13 protein-coding genes are annotated in these 20,530 nt (G+C 57.1%); 10 read left to right on the top strand and 3 right to left on the bottom strand.

Going from position 1 to position 20,530, the window contains the following annotated elements; genetic code table 11:
* The first annotated feature begins 171 nt into the window (after positions 1-171).
* The 4 genes from ACKLKD_RS00535 to ACKLKD_RS00520 all read left to right on the top strand — a co-directional run bounded on the left by ACKLKD_RS00535 (position 172) and on the right by ACKLKD_RS00520 (position 5,438).
* The gene (locus ACKLKD_RS00535) at positions 172-1,524 is read left to right on the top strand and encodes an MFS transporter (RefSeq protein WP_025713713.1); all 1,353 of its coding nucleotides are present in this window, start codon (positions 172-174) and stop codon (positions 1,522-1,524) included.
* Between the two features lie 2 nt (positions 1,525-1,526).
* Positions 1,527-2,867: an enolase C-terminal domain-like protein gene (locus tag ACKLKD_RS00530; protein WP_025713714.1), complete on the top strand. Its 1,341-nt coding sequence runs from the start codon at positions 1,527-1,529 to the stop codon at positions 2,865-2,867.
* An 18-nt stretch (positions 2,868-2,885) separates the two neighbouring features.
* Complete coding sequence (gene gudD / locus ACKLKD_RS00525) at positions 2,886-4,226, top strand: glucarate dehydratase (protein WP_080897096.1); 1,341 nt, start codon at positions 2,886-2,888, stop codon at positions 4,224-4,226.
* Between the two features lie 72 nt (positions 4,227-4,298).
* Positions 4,299-5,438 carry a glycerate kinase gene (locus tag ACKLKD_RS00520; protein WP_080897097.1) on the top strand — a complete coding sequence of 380 codons (1,140 nt, stop codon included), beginning with the start codon at positions 4,299-4,301 and terminating at the stop codon, positions 5,436-5,438.
* A gap of 520 nt (positions 5,439-5,958) precedes the next feature.
* On the opposite strand, the gene barA is transcribed toward ACKLKD_RS00520, so the two are convergent.
* On the bottom strand, positions 5,959-8,709 hold the full coding sequence (gene barA / locus ACKLKD_RS00515; protein WP_025713717.1) for a two-component sensor histidine kinase BarA: 2,751 nt from the start codon (positions 8,707-8,709) through the stop codon (positions 5,959-5,961).
* A gap of 112 nt (positions 8,710-8,821) precedes the next feature.
* Here barA and rlmD point away from each other — a divergent pair, with 112 nt between their 5' ends.
* The 5 genes from rlmD to eno all read left to right on the top strand — a co-directional run bounded on the left by rlmD (position 8,822) and on the right by eno (position 16,685).
* Positions 8,822-10,126 carry a 23S rRNA (uracil(1939)-C(5))-methyltransferase RlmD gene (rlmD, locus tag ACKLKD_RS00510; RefSeq protein ID WP_087804599.1) on the top strand — a complete coding sequence of 435 codons (1,305 nt, stop codon included), beginning with the start codon at positions 8,822-8,824 and terminating at the stop codon, positions 10,124-10,126.
* Positions 10,127-10,247: 121 nt separating this feature from the next.
* Positions 10,248-12,485, top strand: coding sequence for a GTP diphosphokinase (relA, locus tag ACKLKD_RS00505; RefSeq protein ID WP_025713719.1), 2,238 nt, complete (start codon positions 10,248-10,250; stop codon positions 12,483-12,485).
* Positions 12,486-12,596: 111 nt separating this feature from the next.
* Complete coding sequence (gene mazG, locus ACKLKD_RS00500; protein ID WP_025713720.1) at positions 12,597-13,388, top strand: nucleoside triphosphate pyrophosphohydrolase; 792 nt, start codon at positions 12,597-12,599, stop codon at positions 13,386-13,388.
* A gap of 279 nt (positions 13,389-13,667) precedes the next feature.
* Complete coding sequence (pyrG, locus tag ACKLKD_RS00495; protein ID WP_023290827.1) at positions 13,668-15,305, top strand: glutamine hydrolyzing CTP synthase; 1,638 nt, start codon at positions 13,668-13,670, stop codon at positions 15,303-15,305.
* 81 nt (positions 15,306-15,386) lie between these two features.
* Positions 15,387-16,685, top strand: a complete 1,299-nt coding sequence (gene eno, locus ACKLKD_RS00490) for a phosphopyruvate hydratase (protein ID WP_025713721.1) — start codon at positions 15,387-15,389, stop codon at positions 16,683-16,685.
* 63 nt (positions 16,686-16,748) lie between these two features.
* Here the strand turns inward: eno and ACKLKD_RS00485 are convergent, their stop codons facing one another.
* Entirely contained in the window at positions 16,749-17,858 is a 1,110-nt protein-coding gene (locus ACKLKD_RS00485; RefSeq protein ID WP_025712850.1) for an SDR family oxidoreductase, read from the bottom strand.
* Positions 17,859-18,327: 469 nt separating this feature from the next.
* Here ACKLKD_RS00485 and queE point away from each other — a divergent pair, with 469 nt between their 5' ends.
* Entirely contained in the window at positions 18,328-18,999 is a 672-nt protein-coding gene (gene queE / locus ACKLKD_RS00480; protein WP_004205582.1) for a 7-carboxy-7-deazaguanine synthase QueE, read from the top strand.
* A gap of 39 nt (positions 19,000-19,038) precedes the next feature.
* Here queE and ACKLKD_RS00475 read toward each other — a convergent pair whose 3' ends face one another.
* On the bottom strand, positions 19,039-20,517 hold the full coding sequence (locus tag ACKLKD_RS00475) for an FGGY-family carbohydrate kinase (RefSeq protein ID WP_080924671.1): 1,479 nt from the start codon (positions 20,515-20,517) through the stop codon (positions 19,039-19,041).
* Between the last annotated feature and the right edge of the window lie 13 nt (positions 20,518-20,530).

The raw sequence follows: 20,530 nt of genomic DNA, 5'->3' as shown, positions 1-20,530 counted from the left end.
AGATGCACGGTGAGCCGCGAAGTGCCTCTTCATATACTGCTCCAGCCAGTGATAAATGCAGTGCCAGATATAACGACAACTATCAAAACACGACCACGTCATTCTGATTACCCTACAGGTTGTGCTGTTCAGAATGAACGTAGCTAAACGCTATGATTCAGGAGTACAACAATGAGTTCATTAAGTCAGGCGGCGACGGCGGCTGAAAAGCGCACCAACGCCCGCTACTGGATAGTGGTGATGCTGTTTATCGTCACCTCTTTTAACTATGGCGACCGGGCGACGCTGTCGATCGCCGGTTCGGAAATGGCCAAAGATATTGGCCTCGATCCTGTTGGCATGGGTTATGTGTTCTCTGCCTTCTCATGGGCTTATGTCATCGGCCAGATCCCGGGCGGGTGGTTGCTTGACCGCTTCGGCTCCAAGCGCGTCTATTTCTGGTCGATCTTCATCTGGTCGGTGTTTACTCTGCTGCAGGGCTTCGTCGACATCTTTAGCGGCTTTGGCATTATCGTTGCGCTGTTTACCCTGCGCTTCCTCGTCGGCCTTGCCGAATCGCCGTCATTCCCCGGCAACAGTCGGATCGTCGCCGCCTGGTTCCCGGCACAGGAGAGGGGAACGGCGGTATCGATTTTTAACTCCGCTCAGTACTTTGCCACCGTTATCTTCGCCCCGATCATGGGCTGGCTGACGCATGAGGTGGGCTGGTCACACGTCTTCTTCTTTATGGGCGGGCTGGGGATTGTGATTAGCCTGGTGTGGTTGAAGGTGATCCACGATCCGAACAACCATCCGGGCGTGAACAAGAAGGAGCTGGAATATATTGCCCAGGGCGGGGCGCTGATCAACATGGATCAAAAAGGTAGCGCGCAGAAAGTACCGTTCAGCGTCAAAATGGGTCAGATCAAGCAACTGATCGGATCGCGGATGATGGTTGGGATCTATATCGGTCAGTACTGTATCAACGCCTTAACCTACTTCTTTATCACCTGGTTCCCGGTTTACCTGGTGCAGGCGCGCGGCATGTCGATCCTCAAAGCGGGCTTTGTCGCATCCATTCCGGCAGTGTGCGGTTTTGTCGGCGGGGTGTTGGGGGGGGTCATTTCCGACTGGTTAATGCGCCGTACCGGCTCGCTGAATATTGCGCGCAAAACGCCGATCGTGCTGGGCATGCTGTTGTCCATGACCATGCTGATGTGTAATTACGTGAATGTGGAATGGATGATCATCGGCTTTATGGCGATGGCCTTCTTTGGTAAAGGCATCGGCGCGCTCGGCTGGGCGGTGATGGCGGATACCGCGCCGAAAGAGATTAGCGGCCTGTCCGGCGGTCTGTTCAACATGTTTGGCAATATCTCCGGTATCGTCACCCCGATCGCCATCGGCTATATCGTTGGCACCACCGGCTCGTTCAACGGCGCGCTGATTTACGTCGGCATTCATGCCCTGGTGGCAGTACTGAGCTACCTGGTGCTGGTGGGCGATATCAAGCGTATCGAACTGAAACCTGTAGCGGAACGTTAATCATGACTACCCAATCCAGCCCGATTATTACTGAGATGAAGGTCATTCCGGTGGCCGGCCAGGACAGTATGCTGCTGAACATCGGTGGGGCCCATAACGCCTGGTTTACCCGCAATATCGTGGTATTGACCGATAACGCCGGTCACACCGGCGTTGGCGAAGCCCCCGGCGGAGAGGTTATTTACCAGACGCTGCTGGCGGCGATCCCGCAGGTGGTGGGGCAGGAAGTTGCCCGACTCAATCGCGTGGTGCAGCAGGTGCACAAAGGCAATCAGGCGGCGGATTTCGACACCTTTGGCAAAGGGGCGTGGACCTTCGAACTGAAGGTTAACGCCGTGGCGGCGCTGGAAGCGGCGCTGCTCGACCTGCTCGGCCAGGTGCTGAAGGTGCCGGTCTGCGAGCTGCTGGGGCCGGGTAAGCAGCGTGATGCCGTCACCGTGCTGGGCTATCTGTTCTATATTGGCGATCGACAGAAAACCGACCTTGGCTATCTGGACCACACGCCGGGCGATCATGAATGGTACCGCCTGCGCCATCAGCAGGCGCTGAGCAGCGAGGCGGTGGTGCGTCTGGCGGAAGCCGCGCAGGATCGCTATGGCTTCAAAGATTTTAAGCTCAAGGGCGGCGTGCTGCCCGGCGAGCAGGAGATCGATACCGCCCGGGCGCTGAAAAAGCGCTTTCCGGACGCGCGTATCACCGTCGACCCTAACGGCGCCTGGCTGCTGGATGAGGCCATCGCGCTGTGCAAAGGGTTGCAGGATGTTTTGACTTACGCCGAAGATCCGTGCGGCGCCGAGCAGGGATTTTCCGGTCGGGAAGTGATGGCCGAGTTCCGCCGCGCCACCGGGCTGCCGGTCGCCACCAATATGATCGCCACCAACTGGCGCGAAATGGGCCATGCGGTGATGCTCAACGCCGTCGATATCCCGCTGGCGGACCCGCACTTCTGGACGCTCTCCGGGGCGGTACGGGTCGCGCAGCTGTGCGATGACTGGGGGCTGACCTGGGGCTGCCATTCCAACAACCACTTTGATATTTCCCTGGCGATGTTTACCCATGTCGGCGCTGCCGCGCCGGGTAACCCCACCGCCATTGATACCCACTGGATCTGGCAGGAGGGCGACGCGCGCCTGACCAAAAATCCGCTGCAGATTGTGAACGGTAATATCGCCGTACCCGACGCGCCGGGACTCGGCGTGGAACTTGACTGGGAGCAGGTGCGTAAAGCCCATGAGGCCTATAAAGCGCTGCCGGGCGGCGCGCGCAACGACGCGGGCCCGATGCAGTACCTGATCCCCGGCTGGACTTTCGACCGCAAACGTCCCGTTTTCGGCCGTCACTAATTAAAAAAGGATGATGCTATGACGACTTTTACTTCAACGCCTGTTGTCACCGCTATGCAGGTGATCCCGGTTGCCGGCCATGACAGCATGCTGATGAACCTGAGCGGGGCGCACGCGCCGTACTTCACCCGCAATATCGTAATTATCAAAGATAACGCCGGCCATACCGGCGTCGGTGAAATTCCGGGAGGCGAAAAAATTCGCCAGACGCTGGAAGACGCGATTCCGCTGGTGGTGGGTAAAACGCTGGGTGAGTATAAAAACGTGCTCGGCGCGGTACGCAACCAGTTTGCCGACCGCGACGCCGGCGGCCGCGGCCTGCAGACCTTTGACCTGCGTACCACCATTCACGTGGTAACCGGGATTGAAGCCGCGCTGCTGGACCTGCTGGGCCAGCACCTTGGCGTCAATGTCGCCTCGCTGCTCGGTGATGGCCAGCAGCGCAGCGAAGTCGAAATGCTGGGCTATCTGTTCTTTATCGGTAATCGCCACGCGACGCCACTGGCCTACCAGAGCCAGCCGGACGAGCAGTGTGAGTGGTATCGCCTGCGCCATGAAGAGGCGATGACGCCGGATGCGGTGGTCCGCCTCGCGGAAGCGGCGTATGAAAAATACGGCTTCAATGACTTTAAGCTGAAGGGCGGCGTGCTGGCGGGTTTTGAAGAAGCAGAGGCGATCAGCGCCCTGGCGAAGCGCTTCCCGAATGCCCGCGTGACCCTCGACCCGAACGGCGCCTGGTTGCTGGAGGAAGCCATTCAGATTGGTAAACAGCTCAAAGGCGTGCTGGCCTATGCGGAGGATCCGTGCGGCGCTGAACAGGGGTTCTCCGGGCGTGAAGTGATGGCGGAGTTCCGTCGCGCGACAGGCCTGCCGACCGCGACCAATATGATCGCCACCGACTGGCGGCAGATGGGTCATACCTTATCCCTGCAGTCGGTGGATATCCCGCTGGCGGACCCGCATTTCTGGACCATGCAGGGGTCGGTGTGTGTGGCGCAGATGTGCCATGAGTTCGGCCTGACCTGGGGCTCACACTCCAATAACCACTTCGACGTGTCGCTGGCAATGTTCACCCACGTCGCGGCAGCGGCGCCGGGCAAGATCACCGCTATCGATACCCACTGGATCTGGCAGGAGGGTAACCAGCGTCTGACCAAACAGCCTTTTGAAATCAAAGGCGGTATGGTGCAGGTTCCGAGCACGCCGGGCCTGGGGGTTGAGCTGGATATGGACCGCGTAATGCAGGCAAATGAGCTATATAAGAAACATGGTCTTGGCGCCCGCGACGATGCGATGGCGATGCAGTACCTGATCCCGGGCTGGACCTTTGACAACAAGCGTCCCTGCATGGTGCGCTAAATGGCCGCCGGCCTCTGCGGGGGCCGGCATTGCGCGACAGCACCAGGGGTTAGCTCAGAGTAAGGACAGCACATGAAGATAGTGATCGCACCGGATTCCTGGAAGGAGAGCCTGAGCGCGCTGGAAGTGGCCAGTGCCATAGAACAAGGCTTTCGCGAGATTTATCCTGACGCGGAATACGTCAAGCTGCCGGTTGCCGACGGTGGTGAAGGAACGGTGGAAGCCATGGTGGCGGCGACCGGCGGGCATCAGGTTCCGCTGACGGTTACCGGGCCGCTGGGTGAGCCGGTTGAGGCATTTTATGGGCTGTCCGGCGATCGCCAGTGCGCCTTTATCGAAATGGCGGCAGCCAGCGGGCTGGAGAGCGTTCCCCCGGCGCAGCGCAACCCGTTGCTGACTACTTCCTGGGGCACCGGGGAGCTGATCCGCCATGCGCTGGACGCCGGGGTAAGACAGATCATTATTGGCATCGGCGGCAGCGCCACGAATGACGGCGGCGCTGGCATGGTGCAGGCGCTGGGAGCGAAACTGTTGACCGCTGACGGGCAGCAAATCGCCTCCGGAGGCGGCGCGCTGGAGACGCTGGCGCGTATCGACCTTAGCGAACTCGATCCGCGGCTGACAGATTGCCAGATTGACGTCGCCTGCGATGTCACCAACCCGTTGACCGGCCCGCAGGGGGCCAGCGCGGTGTTCGGCCCGCAAAAAGGGGCGACGACGCAGATGATCGACCGCCTCGACAGCGGTCTACAGCATTATGCCCGGATCATCGCCCGTGATTTGGATATCGACGTGCTGGGCCTTGAGGGCGGCGGCGCGGCGGGGGGCATGGGGGCTGCGCTGTACGCCTTTTGCGGTGCTCAGCTGCGCCCGGGTATTGAGATCGTCACCGATGCGTTGCAGCTGGCCGCGCGGGTAGCGGATGCTGATTTAGTGATCACCGGCGAAGGGCGTATCGATAGCCAGACGATCCACGGCAAGGTGCCGGTGGGGGTGGCGAAGGTGGCGAAGCGTTTTAATGTTCCGGTGATCGGGATTGCCGGCAGCCTTACCGCCGATGTTGGCGTCGTGCATCAGCACGGGCTGGATGCGGTATTTAGCGTGTTGTATACCATTTGTACTCTCGATGAAGCGCTGGCCAATGCCGCCGCCAACCTGCGGATGACGGCACGTAACGTCGCCGCGGTTTTGCAGATGGGCGGTAAGCGGTAACCCGGCTGGCGCAGTGGTATTTGTAGTCCGGATAAGGTGCGTAGCACCGCGATCCGGGAACCGTCCCCGGTGGCGCTTACGCTTACCGGGGCTACCAGCCGAGTTCCGGACCGTAACACCGCGATCCGGGAACCATCTCCCCGGTGGCGCTTGCGCTTACCGGGGCTACCAACCGAGTACCGGACCGTAGCACCGCGATCCGGGAACCGTCCCCGGTGCGCTTACGCTTACCGGGGCTACCAACCGAGTACAGGACCGTAACACTGCGATCTGGGAACCGTCCCCGGTGGCGCTTGCGCTTACCGGGGCTACCAACCGAGTTCCGGACCGTAACACTACGATCCGGGAACCATCTCCCCGGTGGCGCTTACGCTTGCCGGGGCTACCAACCGAGTACTGGACCGTAGCACCGCGATCCGGGAACCGTCCCCGGTGGCGCTTACGCTTACCGGGGCTACCAACCGAGTACCGGACCGTAGGGCGTAGCCCGGATGAGGCGCGTAGCGCCGCTATCCGGGGTTTACACACCCATTCGGCACGCTTCGCGAGCCACATTATCCATCTCATCTAACAGCTCAAGCAGCTCCGGCTCCAGATCCTCGGCGGCGGTGCCCGACCGCAGCTGACTCTCCAGAGTGTGGCACAGCTTTTTCAGCCGCGGCACGCCGCTATAGCTGCAACTGCCGTGCAGTTTGTGGATCAGATCCACCAGACCTTCCGGCTGTTCGCCAACCAGCTGCTCTTCTACTTTATTTCGCACCTCCGGCATAAAGGCGATCAGCATCTGCAGCATCTCCCGCGCCAGATCCGGCTTCATGGCCGCCTGACGCAGCGCCAGTTGCCAGTCGAGCGTCTGGTTATGGTCGATAACCGGCTCGGCAGGCGGTAGCGTCGCCGGGATGACGTTATGCAGGCCGGGCTGATAGCGCAGCAGCAGTGCGTGCAGTTTCTCTTCTTCAATCGGCTTCGCCAGATAATCGTTCATGCCGGCGCTCAGTAACTTCTCGCGCTGGCCCTCCAGAGCGTGCGCGGTGACTGCAATAACCGGGGTTTGCTGATGATGCGACAGATGATGAATCAGCTCGCAGGCGCGGATGCCGTCCATATCCGGCATCTGAATATCCATCAGGATCAGATCCATCTGCAGCCGCTTGGCCTGGTCCACGGCCTGCTGGCCGCTGTCGCAGAGGATCACCTGCTGCACGAGGTCGTCCAGCAGGGCGCCAATTAGCTTCAGGTTAGCCGGATTATCGTCCACGGCCATGACGGTCATCGGCAGCTTATGGCTGTCGGCCTGCGTCAACGGTGCGGAAGCGGGCGCATGATTGGTGGCCACCAGCGCTGGTAGCAGACGGGTGGTGGTGAGTGGTTTCAACAGGCAGGCGGCGACGCCATCGCGCTTCAGGGCTTCCGCGCTGACCTGGGCATGACATGGCAGAGCGAGCAGCACGTTGTCAGACATCGCGCAGGCTTTGACTAATTTTTCCCGGTGCGGCGATAAATCGCGCATTGAGACCGGAATACCGACCAGCAAAATGTCGTACTGCGCTTCCGCCAGCGAGGAGAAGGTAGGGCTATAAACCACCTCCAGCGGCGTGGCGGCCAGCATTTCCAGCGTACACTGGGCCGCCGTCGCGTTGGCCTCCACATAGGCCAGACGCTTGCCCGCCAGCCCGTCGGTGTTCAGCATATCCGGAATGGCGTTCGGGTTGAGATCGAGGCTGATATGGAACCAGAAGGTGGAACCACGGTTTGGCTGGCTGTGGAATGAGATATCGCCGCCCATCTCTTTGACCAGACGCTGGGTGATCACCAGCCCAAGTCCGGTGCCGCCGTGGCGGCGTGAAATGCTGGCATCGGCCTGACGGAAGGCCTGGAACAGGCGGGACTGGTCGCGCTCGGGGATACCGATACCGGTATCGTGGATCTGAATTTCGATCTGCACCCGCGAGTTACTGATGGCCCGCTGCTCCACCAGCACGTCGATATTGCCGTGCTCGGTAAATTTGATGGCGTTGCCCACCAGGTTGGTCACAATCTGCTGCAGACGCAGCGGATCGCCGATGACGTTATCCGGCACATTGTTCTTAATGTTCAGCGTTAGCTCCAGCCCCTTATCGTGTGCGGAATGCGCCAGCAGGGTGACCACTTCATCAAGCGAGGTGCGCAGCAGGAACGGAATGCTCTCCAGGATCAGCTTCCCGGCCTCCAGTTTGGAAAAGTCGAGCACATCGTTGATGATCGCCAGCAGATTGTTGGCCGAACGTTCGATGGTGGTCAGGTGGTCACGCTGTGTGGCGTTGAGATCGGTTTTCAGCGTCAGACGGGTAAAGCCAATCACCCCGTTGAGCGGAGTACGCAGTTCGTGGGACATATTGGCCAGGAACTCCGATTTAATGCGCGCCGCCTCCTGGGCGCGCTTTTTCGCGAGGTCCAGCTCGACGTTCTGGATCTCCATCTGCTCAAGCGTTTCCCGCAGATCGGAGGTCGCCTGGTCGACGTTGTGCTGCATCTCTTCATGGTAGGCCGCCAGCGACATGGCCATCGAGTTAATGCCATTTTTCAGCATATCCAGTTCGCCGAGCATAAAGCCCTCGACGCGGCTGTCCAGCTGTCCGCGGCGGATGCGGTCAACGGTATTGACCATATTGCGGATAGGGCCGGTGACGTCGCGCATCAGGCGCCAGCCGAAGATCAGCGCGATGCCGATGCAGAACAGCATCATCACACTGGAGATGAAAATTTCTTTGTACTGCTGGAGACGGACCGATTTCAGATCCAGCTCCAGCGCGACATAGCCCAGCATATTGCCCGGCATTTTGGCGTCAGATTCGGGGGATTCATCCGGCGAATAGCTTTCCGAGACGATCGGCGTGCGCAGGATCATCATGTCGCCATCGCGGATGACGCTGAGATGACGGGGGAACGCCTCGCCTTTCGGGATCTGGAGTTCGCTGGGATTCAGATGGTAATTGGAGGTGACAAATAAGCGGTTATGCGAATCGTACACCGAGATGGCCCGCACGATCTCCGAGTGACGACGATGCAGAACGCTGATCAGCTGGCCGATGGATTCGCGGTTTTGCAAATTCATGCCATATTCGCTGGAGACCGCCAGTGGTTCGATAATACTGGCGCCGGCGTCCTCCAGCTGGCGTTGCAGGTCGTTGTAACGATGAGCAACAAAGAAAATACTGAGCAACAGCCCTATCAGGACGGTTGGCGCCAGAATCAGAATCATCATGCGAGCACGCAGGCTGTAGTTGGTCATGCGGTTCCATTATGGGAGAATATAGACATCATCGTTCGGTGCGCGTCGGTGCGCCTCGCGGCGCTGTCGCTCTGAACGAGCTCGTTTTATTTGATTGAGACAACTCTCTACGATGGCGCAATTCTACTCTGCAAAACGGCGTGTGACGACGCGCCAGATCATAACCGTTACAGTCAATGACCTCGATCCCTTTGGTCAGGGCGTTGCCCGCCACCAGGGAAAAGCGCTGTTTGTCGGCGGCGTGCTGCCGCAGGAGCAGGCCGAGGTGGTGCTGGTGGAAGACAAAAAACAGTACGCCCGCGCCGAGGTAAAACGCCGTCTAACCGACAGCCCCGAGCGCCAGGCGCCGCGCTGCCCGCATTTTGGCGTCTGCGGCGGCTGCCAACAGCAGCACGCCAGCGTTTCGCTTCAGCAGCAAAGTAAACGCGCTGCGCTGGCGCGACTGATGAAGCGCGAGGTGGATGACGTCATCGCCGGCGCGCCGTGGGGCTACCGCCGTCGCGCGCGCTTGAGCTTGAATTATCAGCCAAAGACCCAACAATTGCAGATGGGTTTTCGCCAGGCTAACGCCAAAGCGATCGTCGATGTGGTGCAATGCCCTGTTTTGGCGCCCCAACTTGAGGCATTGCTGCCCGCGGTGCGCGAGTGCTTAAGCGCGCTGAGCGCATTACGCCACCTCGGCCACGTCGAGCTGGTGCAGGCGGATAACGGCCCACTGATGGTGCTGCGTCATACCGCTGTGCTGCCGGCGGCAGACAGGGAAAAACTGGAACGCTTTTCGCAAACTCACGGTCTTTCTCTGTACCTCGCGCCGCAAAGCGAGATACTTGAACATATTCACGGTGAAGCGCCATGGTATACCTCAGACGGACTACGCTTAGTGTTCAGTCCGCGGGATTTTATCCAGGTCAACGACGGCGTGAATCAGCAGATGGTGCGTACTGCGCTGGAGTGGCTGGATCTGCAGCCGGAAGACCGGGTCCTGGATCTGTTCTGCGGGATGGGGAATTTTACCCTGCCTCTGGCGACCCGCGCCGCCCATGTGGTGGGGGTGGAAGGGGTCCCGGCGCTGGTGGCAAAGGGGCGGGAAAACGCCGCCCTCAATGGTTTATCAAATGTCACCTTCTTCCATGAAAATCTGGAAGAAGACGTCACCCGTCAGGCCTGGGCGAAGCACGGCTTTGATAAAGTGCTGCTGGACCCGGCCCGCGCCGGCGCGCCGGGCGTAATGCCGCATATTATAAAAATGGCACCGCGACGGGTGGTGTATGTTTCCTGCAACCCGGCGACGCTGGCGCGAGACAGCGAAACCCTGTTGCAGGCTGGATATCAGATTCAACGCCTGGCGATGCTGGATATGTTCCCGCATACCGGTCATCTGGAATCAATAGTGTTGTTTGAGCGCAGGCTTACATAAGGTCATTCACAACGTCGCAGAAGAGCCACCCTGGCCATGAATGCTGACGCGACCTGCAGGATGACATGTAGAAAGTTGAGGCTTGCCGACTTCGGCAGGCCGGTCCCTTAAGGAGAGGACAATGGTTGCGGTAAGAAGTGCACATCTTAATAAAGCTGGTGAATTTGACCCGAAGAAATGGATCGCGAGTCTGGGAATTTCCAGCCAGCAGTCGTGTGAGCGCTTAGCCGAAACCTGGGATTATTGTCGCGAAAAAACGCAAGGACACCCGCAGGCGGACCTGCTGCTGTGGCGGGGCGTCGAAATGGTGGAGATCCTGTCCACCCTGAGTATGGACATCGATACGCTGCGCGCGGCGCTGCTGTTCCCGCTGGCCGACGGCGAAGTCGTCAGCGAAGAGGTCATGCAGGATACCGTGGGGAAATCGGTGGTGACCCTGATTCACGGGGTGCGGGACATGGCCGCAATCCGCCAGCTGAAAGCCACCCATACCGACTCGGTCTCTTCCGAGCAGGTGGATAATATTCGCCGCATGCTGCTGGCGATGGTTGACGATTTCCGCTGCGTGGTCATCAAACTCGCTGAGCGTATCGCGCATCTGCGCGAGGTCAAGGATGCGCCGGAAGATGAGCGCGTGCTGGCGGCGAAAGAGTGCACCAATATCTATGCCCCCCTGGCGAACCGCTTAGGTATTGGCCAGCTGAAGTGGGAGCTGGAAGACTACTGCTTCCGCTATTTGCACCCGGCGGAATATAAGCGCATCGCCAAACTACTCCACGAACGCCGTATCGACCGCGAGCATTACATCGACGAGTTCGTCGGCCACCTGCGTTCAGAGATGAAAGCCGAAGGGGTCAAGGCGGAGGTCTATGGCCGGCCGAAGCACATCTACAGCATCTGGCGCAAAATGCAGAAAAAACACCTCGCTTTCGACGAACTGTTTGACGTTCGCGCGGTGCGTATTGTGGCTGAGCGTTTGCAGGATTGCTATGCCGCGCTGGGGATCGTCCATACCCACTACCGCCATCTGCCGGATGAGTTCGACGACTACGTGGCCAACCCGAAACCTAACGGTTACCAGTCTATCCATACCGTGGTGCTGGGGCCGAGCGGCAAGACGGTGGAGATTCAAATCCGCACCCGGCAGATGCATGAAGATGCCGAGCTGGGCGTGGCCGCGCACTGGAAGTACAAAGAGGGCGCGGGAGCGGGCACCGGCGGTGGCCGCGGCTATGAGGACCGTATCGCCTGGCTGCGCAAGCTGATTGCCTGGCAGGAAGAGATGGCCGACTCCGGCGAAATGCTCGACGAAGTGCGCAGCCAGGTTTTCGACGACCGGGTGTATGTCTTTACGCCGAAAGGCGACGTGGTGGACCTGCCGGCAGGGTCGACGCCGCTCGACTTTGCCTACCATATTCACAGCGACGTTGGGCATCGCTGCATTGGCGCCAAAATTGGCGGCCGCATCGTGCCGTTCACCTACCAGCTGCAGATGGGCGATCAGATCGAAATTATTACCCAGAAGCAGCCGAACCCGAGCCGTGACTGGCTGAACCCTAACCTCGGCTACGTAACCACCAGCCGCGGACGCTCGAAGATCCACGCCTGGTTCCGTAAACAGGACCGCGACAAGAATATTCTCGCCGGTCGGCAGATCCTCGACGACGAGCTGGAGCATCTGGGCATCAGCCTGAAGGATGCGGAAAAGCACCTGCTGCCGCGCTATAACTTCAACGAGCTTGATGAACTGCTGGCGGCCATCGGCGGCGGCGATATCCGTCTCAACCAAATGGTCAATTTCCTGCAGGCGCAGTTCAACAAGCCGAGCGCCGCCGAGCAGGATGCGGCCGCGCTGAAGCAACTGCAGCAGAAAACCTACGCGCCGCAGAGCCGCACCAAGGACAATGGCCGGGTGGTGGTGGAAGGGGTGGGCAACCTGATGCACCATATTGCCCGCTGCTGCCAGCCGATCCCGGGCGACGAAATCGTCGGCTTTATCACCCAGGGGCGCGGGATTTCCGTGCATCGCGCCGACTGCGATCAGCTGGCTGAACTGCAGTCGCATGCCCCGGAGCGCATCGTCGATGCGGTATGGGGCGAAAGCTACTCGGCAGGCTACTCGCTGGTGGTCAGAGTGGAGGCGAACGATCGCAGCGGTTTATTGCGCGATATCACCACTATCCTCGCCAATGAGAAGGTGAACGTGCTGGGCGTCGCCAGCCGCAGCGATACCCGTCAGCAGCTGGCAACCATCGATATGACCATCGAGATTTACAACCTGCAGGTGCTGGGCCGGGTGCTCGGTAAGCTTAACCAGGTGCCGGATGTGATCGACGCGCGCCGTCTGCACGGCGGTTAATTCGTCTGTAGGCCGGATAAGGCGAAGCCGCCATCCGGCAATTTCGCAACGTCGGATAAGGTCGAAACGCCTTATCCGGCCGACTATTTTTTACATTTCCAGGATCCTCACATGACCCAAATCGACCGCTTGCTCGGCATCATGCGCCGCCTGCGCGACCCGGAAAACGGCTGCCCGTGGGATAAAGAGCAGACTTTCGCCACCATTGCCCCGTATACCCTCGAAGAAACCTATGAAGTGCTGGACGCCATTTCGCGAGAGGATTTTGATGACCTGCGCGGTGAGCTGGGCGATCTGCTGTTCCAGGTGGTGTTCTATGCGCAAATGGCGCAGGAAGAGGGACGCTTTAACTTTGACGATATCTGCGCCGCCATCAGCGACAAGCTGGAGCGTCGCCATCCCCATATTTTCGCTGATGCTACCGCAGGCAACAGCAGTGAAGTCCTGGCGCGCTGGGAGCAAATCAAAAGCGCCGAGCGGGCGGAAAAAGCCCAGCATTCGGCACTGGACGATATTCCCCATAGCCTGCCGGCGCTGATGCGCGCGCATAAAATCCAGCGCCGCTGCTCGGCGGTCGGTTTCGACTGGACCTCGCTGGGACCGGTGCTCGACAAAGTGCATGAAGAAATTGATGAAGTGATGCATGAGGCGCAGCAGGCGGTGGTGGATGAAGCAAAACTGGAAGAGGAAGTGGGCGATCTGCTGTTTGCCACGGTTAATTTATCCCGCCATTTAGGCGTTAAAGCCGAGGTGGCGCTGCAGAAAGCGAACCTTAAATTTGAGCGCCGCTTCCGTGAAGTCGAGCGCATTGTCGCCGCCCGCGGCCTGGAAATGACCGGCGTCGACCTCGATACCATGGAAGAAGTGTGGCAGGAAGTAAAACGCCAGGAAACTGATCTCTAACGAGTTTTCGTGATCAAGCGCGATTTGTGTGATTTTATAAATAACAAGCGCTTGATTTACGTCAAAAACATTTCGCCAAAAGCGTCTATTTTCTCTTTCCGTTATGTCGTTGAAACACCATGTAGCCTGCCTCTTCGAGTTGTTCGAGTCGCAACACAGGTGCAACTTGAAGAACGAAGGGGAGGGGAGAATGAAAGTTTGTGGCGTCACGCATGTTCGGGTATACTACTTTCCCGTCCTGGTTATTCCATCGTTTTACCCTAACTTCTCAGGTTCAGCATGACAACGAACTATATTTTTGTGACCGGCGGGGTCGTATCCTCTCTGGGTAAAGGCATTGCCGCAGCCTCCCTGGCAGCCATTCTTGAAGCCCGTGGTCTCAACGTGACCATCATGAAACTGGATCCGTATATCAACGTCGATCCGGGTACCATGAGCCCAATCCAGCATGGGGAAGTGTTCGTTACTGAAGACGGCGCAGAAACCGATCTGGACCTGGGCCACTATGAGCGTTTCATCCGCACCAAGATGACGCGCCGCAATAACTTTACCACCGGCCGTATCTACTCCGACGTACTGCGCAAAGAGCGCCGTGGCGACTACCTGGGCGCGACCGTTCAGGTTATCCCGCACATCACCAACGCGATCAAAGAGCGCGTACTGGCGGGCGGCGAAGGCCATGACGTCGTACTGGTGGAAATCGGCGGTACCGTAGGCGATATCGAATCCCTGCCGTTCCTTGAAGCCATTCGTCAGATGGCGGTAGAGATCGGCCGTGAGCATACTCTGTTTATGCACCTGACGCTGGTGCCGTACATGGCCGCCGCGGGCGAAGTCAAAACCAAGCCGACTCAGCACTCCGTAAAAGAGCTGCTCTCCATCGGTATCCAGCCTGACATCCTGATCTGCCGCTCCGATCGTGCGGTTCCGGCCAACGAACGAGCGAAAATTGCTTTGTTCTGTAACGTTCCGGAAAAGGCTGTTATTTCTCTGAAAGACGTCGATTCCATTTATAAAATTCCGGGCCTGTTGAAATCTCAGGGGCTGGACGATTATATTTGTAAACGATTCAGCTTAACTTGTCCGGAAGCAAACCTGGCCGAATGGGAACAGGTAATCTATGAAGAAGCCAATCCGGCAGGCGAAGTCACCATCGGTATGGTCGGTAAGTACATTGAACTGCCGGATGCCTACAAGTCGGTGATTGAAGCGCTGAAACACGGTGGTCTGAAAAACCGCGTGACTGTCAACATCAAGCTGATCGATTCGCAAGATGTGGAAACGCGCGGCGTCGAAATCCTTAAGGATTTAGATGCTATCCTTATCCCGGGCGGCTTCGGCTACCGCGGTGTGGAAGGTAAGATCGCCACCGCGCGCTATGCGCGTGAAAACAATATTCCTTATCTGGGCATTTGCCTGGGTATGCAGGTTGCGCTGATTGAGTTTGCGCGCAACGTAGCGGGTATGGAAAACGCCAACTCGACGGAATTTGTGCCAGACTGTAAATACCCGGTTGTGGCCCTGATTACCGAATGGCGTGACGAAGATGGCAATGTTGAAGTCCGCTCCGAGAAGAGCGATCTGGGCGGCACCATGCGCCTGGGCGCACAGCAGTGCCAGCTGGATGATGATTCTCTGGTACGCCAGCTGTACGGCGAGCCGACTATCACCGAGCGCCATCGTCACCGCTACGAAGTCAACAACATGTTGTTGAAACCGATTGAAGCTGCCGGTCTGCGCGTTGCGGGCCGTTCCGGGGATGATCAGTTGGTCGAGATCATCGAAGTGCCGAACCATCCGTGGTTTGTGGCCTGCCAGTTCCACCCGGAGTTTACTTCGACGCCGCGTGATGGACACCCGCTGTTTGCCGGCTTTGTGAAAGCCGCGAGCGAGTACCAGAAACGCCAGGCGAAGTAAAAAGAGTTAGAACGGCAATGCACCCATTTGGGTGCATTGTTTGTCTGGAGTTTTAGTTTAACTTGTACTGAGGAAAACCTAATGTCCAAAATCGTTAAAGTCATCGGTCGTGAAATCATCGACTCCCGTGGTAACCCGACTGTTGAAGCCGAAGTACACCTGGAAGGTGGTTTCGTCGGTATGGCAGCTGCTCCGTCAGGTGCTTCTACTGGTTCCCGCGAAGCGCTGGAACTGCGCGATGGCGACAAATCCCGTTTCCTGGGTAAAGGCGTAACCAAAGCTGTTGCTGCGGTAAACGGCCCGATCGCTCAGGCAATCCTGGGCAAAGATGCCAAAGATCAGGCTGGCATCGACAAGATCATGATCGACCTGGACGGTACTGAAAACAAATCTAACTTCGGTGCGAACGCTATCCTGGCTGTTTCTCTGGCGAACGCCAAAGCAGCTGCAGCGTCCAAAGGCCTGCCGCTGTACGCGCACATCGCGGAACTGAACGGCACTCCGGGCAAATACTCCATGCCGGTTCCGATGATGAACATCATCAACGGCGGTGAGCACGCTGACAACAACGTCGACATCCAGGAATTCATGATTCAGCCGGTTGGCGCGCCGACCCTGAAAGAAGCAGTACGTATGGGTTCTGAAGTGTTCCATCACCTGGCGAAAGTGCTGAAGTCCAAAGGCATGAACACTGCTGTGGGTGACGAAGGCGGCTACGCGCCGAACCTGGGTTCTAACGCCGAAGCACTGGCTGTTATCGCTGAAGCGGTGAAAGCTGCTGGCTACGAGCTGGGCAAAGACATCACCCTGGCGATGGACTGTGCAGCATCTGAATTCTACAAAGACGGTAAATACGTTCTGGCTGGCGAAGGCAACAAAGCGTTCACCTCCGAAGAATTCACTCACTTCCTGGAAGAGCTGACCAAACAGTATCCGATCGTTTCCATCGAAGATGGCCTGGACGAATCTGACTGGGACGGTTTCGCATACCAGACCAAAGTCCTGGGCGACAAAATCCAGCTGGTTGGTGACGACCTGTTCGTAACCAACACCAAGATCCTGAAAGAAGGCATCGAAAAAGGCATCGCTAACTCCATCCTGATCAAATTCAACCAGATCGGTTCTCTGACCGAAACTCTGGCTGCAATCAAGATGGCGAAAGACGCTGGCTACACCGCTGTCATCTCTCACCGTTCTGGCGAAACTGAAGACGCAACCATCGCTGACCTGGCTGTTGGTACCGCTGCAGGCCAGATCAAAACTGGTTCTATGAGCCGTTCTGACCGCGTTGCTAAATACAACCAGCTGATTCGTATCGAAGAAGCGCTGGGTGAGCAAGCGCCGTTCAACGGTCGTAAAGAGATCAAAGGCCAGGCGTAATCCTGTCTTTGTGAAATAATAATGCCAGCCTCAGGGCTGGCATTTTTTTTACCTCGTTGGCCATTATTTGAAATCGACGGCCATTTGCTGGGGGATCGACAGCCCGCGAGTGGTTTCCACGCAGCGGTCAATGTAATCCGTAAAACGCGGTGGTTTTGGCATTCCCATACTCAGCAGCTTGTCGTTGCTAAAGCGCACATTCAGCGTGGCGAAGGCGCCATATAAACGCATGGCTTTCAGCATCAGACGTTCGTTGCAGGGGCCAAAAATTCCTTTCAGTTCACGACGCATTTTGACCAGCGCCTCATAGCTCACCTGAGCGTACTTATCCCCTACCGGCGCCTGCTCCAGGGCCTGGGCCATCGCCCGATCGATTTCGGCAAACTTCACGCTATTCTCCTCGCCGGCAGAGATATGCACCACCTCGCCGTGGGCCAGCGGCTGGTTAAGCAGCATCAGCAGGGCGTCGGCGCAGTAGTCCACCGGGATGACATCGATGCGGTCCTCCATGGAACATAAAAATTTCTGCAGCATCAGGCCCATGCTGAATACCCAGAAAATACTGCTGGAAGGCCGGCAGCCATGATGAGTATGGCCCACCACGATAGAAGGGCGGGCAATGACCAGCGGCAGCGTAGGGCAGTGCTGCTGCATCAACTGCTCGATGGTTGATTTCGAGTGGGTGTATTCCACCAGGTGCTCAGCGCGTTGCCGGAATTCCGCGCTTTCGGCGACCAGTGAATCGGGCTCAGGCGAGCAGGACATCGCCGTGCCGACGTGTAGAAAACGCTGTAAACCCTTCACCTGCGCCATGCGTTGCGCCAGGCGCAGCGTTCCTTCAACATTGACCTTCCAGATGAGCGGGTTATTGCCAAACGAGGCGACAGCGGCGCAGTTGAGGACGTGCGTCACCTGCTCGAGGCGCGGATCGTTTAGAAATGATTGCGGAGAGGCGAGATCGCCCAGCAGGATATGCTGCGGGCCCAGCATTGCCAGTTTCTCTTCGGCAATGTTGAACTTTCGCATGTTCTCTTTGACCCGCTCAAGGCCTGCTTCGGGGCTATCGGCACGCACCAGCAACAGCAGATCTGACTGGCTTTGCTGAGGGAGTATTTTCTCTAACGCCGCGCCACCCAGAAACCCGGTAACGCCGGTAATGAATAATGTGGTCATTAACGCTATCTCATTATGGTTGGTCTGCGGGATTCTAGGAGGGCTAAAGTAAACAACGATTAAATAAAAAAGGGGCGCCATTCGCCCTTTATTAAGGCCAGTTTAAGCTTATTATCGCGGGCGAATTGATTTCGACTTCAGGACCAGGGGGATAATTCATTCTTTCGTGTATCAATTTGTATAACTATGAATTTTAACCATTTTTAATTTTGCTATTATTTCTGTTGTTTTAATTTCAATGCCGCAAATAACACTTCCTGTTACATATTTTCCAACGGCGATGCAGAGATAAAGTATTTCAATGCTTACCACGCTAATAAATATTCCTGACTGTAAAATCGGCGCTATTAATCCATCATATTGTGACTTGGGTATTGGCGGCGAGGAAAAGCCGGATCGCAGCACATGACAAGACCTGGGCAGCAAAATCTGCAATAATGGGCGTTTATCACCCTAAACAGAGATGACTATGCAGTACCCGATTAACGAGATGTTCCAGACCCTGCAAGGCGAGGGTTACTTCACCGGCGTGCCTGCCATTTTTATTCGTCTGCAGGGATGCCCGGTAGGATGCGCGTGGTGCGACACCAAGCATACCTGGGACAAACTGGCCGATCGGGAAGTGTCGTTGTTCAGTATCCTGGCGAAAACCAAAGAGAGCGACAAGTGGGGCCCGGCGAGCAGCGAGGATCTACTGGCGATTATTGGGCGTCAGGGGTGGACTGCCCGTCACGTGGTCATCACCGGCGGTGAACCCTGCATTCACGATTTAACGCCGTTAACTTCGCTTCTGGAACAAAACGGTTTTAGCTGTCAGATTGAAACCAGCGGCACCCATGAAGTGCTTTGCAGCCACAACACCTGGGTGACGGTTTCCCCGAAGGTCAACATGCGCGGCGGATATGATGTGCTGTCTCAGGCCCTGCAGCGTGCGGATGAGATCAAACATCCGGTAGGACGCGTTCGCGACATCGAAGCGCTGGACGAACTATTGGAAACGCTGAGCGATGACAAACCGCGGATCATCGCCCTGCAGCCGATCAGCCAGAAAGAAGACGCGACGCGTCTGTGTATCGACACCTGTATCGCTCGCAACTGGCGCCTGTCTATGCAGACGCACAAGTATCTGAATATTGCTTAGCTGTTTCGCCGGGTGGTCAATCGCCACCCGGCGTAGCGGTTACGCGTTCGACCAGCTTTGAATCGCATCAGTGTTTTCCAGATTCCCGTGGATGACTTGATATGATTTCTTCAAAATGACATCGGTATATTGCGTTAACTCTCTGAAAATCCCCTTATTTAAGGCCTCATAGCGCATTGCGTTTTGTGCAACAGGCATAAATACATCTTTTACCCGGACCATATTTTTGATGGCCACCTCGTAGGAAGGATACAGACCCAATCCTACCGCGGTGTTGATCGCGGCCCCCAGACTTGCGCAGCCGTTAATAGCGTTGCGCCGCGCCGGAAGGTTGAACACATCGGCAAAGATTTGCATAAACAGGTCACTGTTCGACCCTCCGCCGGTAATGATGATGTGTTTAGCGAAGTGGTTCATTTCATTGCACATGTTGTCGTAGTTGTTTTTCAACGTCAGGGCGACGCTCTCCAGAATGGAGCGGTAAATCCAGGCATAGTCCATACTGGAATCAAAACCGATCATAATACCGCGCTTGTAGGGTTCCCACGGGTTGGTTAGCCAGTCCAGCACGGTCATCAGGCCGTTACAGCCCGGCGGTACCGTTGAGGCTTTTTTATTGAGCAAATCTTCCGCTGAGAGCCCCTGCGTTTTAGCATCCTGAAGCAGGGATTCACCCAGCATGTCCCGCAGCCAGCTGACCGTCCACATCCCCTTACGAATGCCGTATCCTTCATACAGCAGCGTTTCCGGAATAGAGGACATAATAGGCCAGTACGCCACGGGATCCTTCGGCAGATGCTTATCGTTCATCATCAGGGCGATATAGGTGCCTAATGAGATAACCGCTGTATCGTCATCCAGAAGCCCAGCGCCCAGCGCTTCGACCGGCTTATCACTGGTGGTGCAGACCACGGGCAACCCAGCCGGGAAACCGGTGGCGAGAGCGGCTTGTTCGGTAAGATGGCCTAAGATTGTTCCCGGCATCTGTACATCAAAAAGCATGTGACGCGGGATATTAAACTTCTTCATTACCTCGTCATCGTCACTCCATGACCAGGTTTTATAATCAACGGGCCACTGACCAAAGTAGTTGGCGATATTGTCTTTAAACTCGCCGGTTAAGCGGTGCGACAGATAGCCTGAAAATGAGGTGACCCAGGCGACATCGGGGTTGGTATGTTCATAAGGCCGGGTAACGCGGGCGTCCTGCCAGCTGATTAACGGCTCTGCTGGCGTGCCATCGGCTTTAAGCAACGCGCGGCAGCAGCGGATGGAGCCGAGCCCGATACCGACAATATCTTCTCTGTTGCCCGCAAACTGACTCATCAGATCTTTTCCGGCAAAACATAAAGAAGTCCATAAGTCATCGTCAGGATGTTCGGCTGTATTAGCATCCGGGGTGTGCATTGGTTGCAACAGGCCTTTTCCCTCACAAACTATATTGCCCTGCAGATCGTACATCACGACTTTGGTGCTTTGGCTCCCGCCATCAATACCAATGATGTATTTATTTGACATTGTTATTCTCCTT

The sequence above is a fragment of the Klebsiella sp. 10982 genome (assembly GCF_048589245.1).
Classification (GTDB): domain Bacteria; phylum Pseudomonadota; class Gammaproteobacteria; order Enterobacterales; family Enterobacteriaceae; genus Klebsiella; species Klebsiella quasivariicola.
This window is presented reverse-complemented; position numbering and strand designations above follow the sequence as displayed.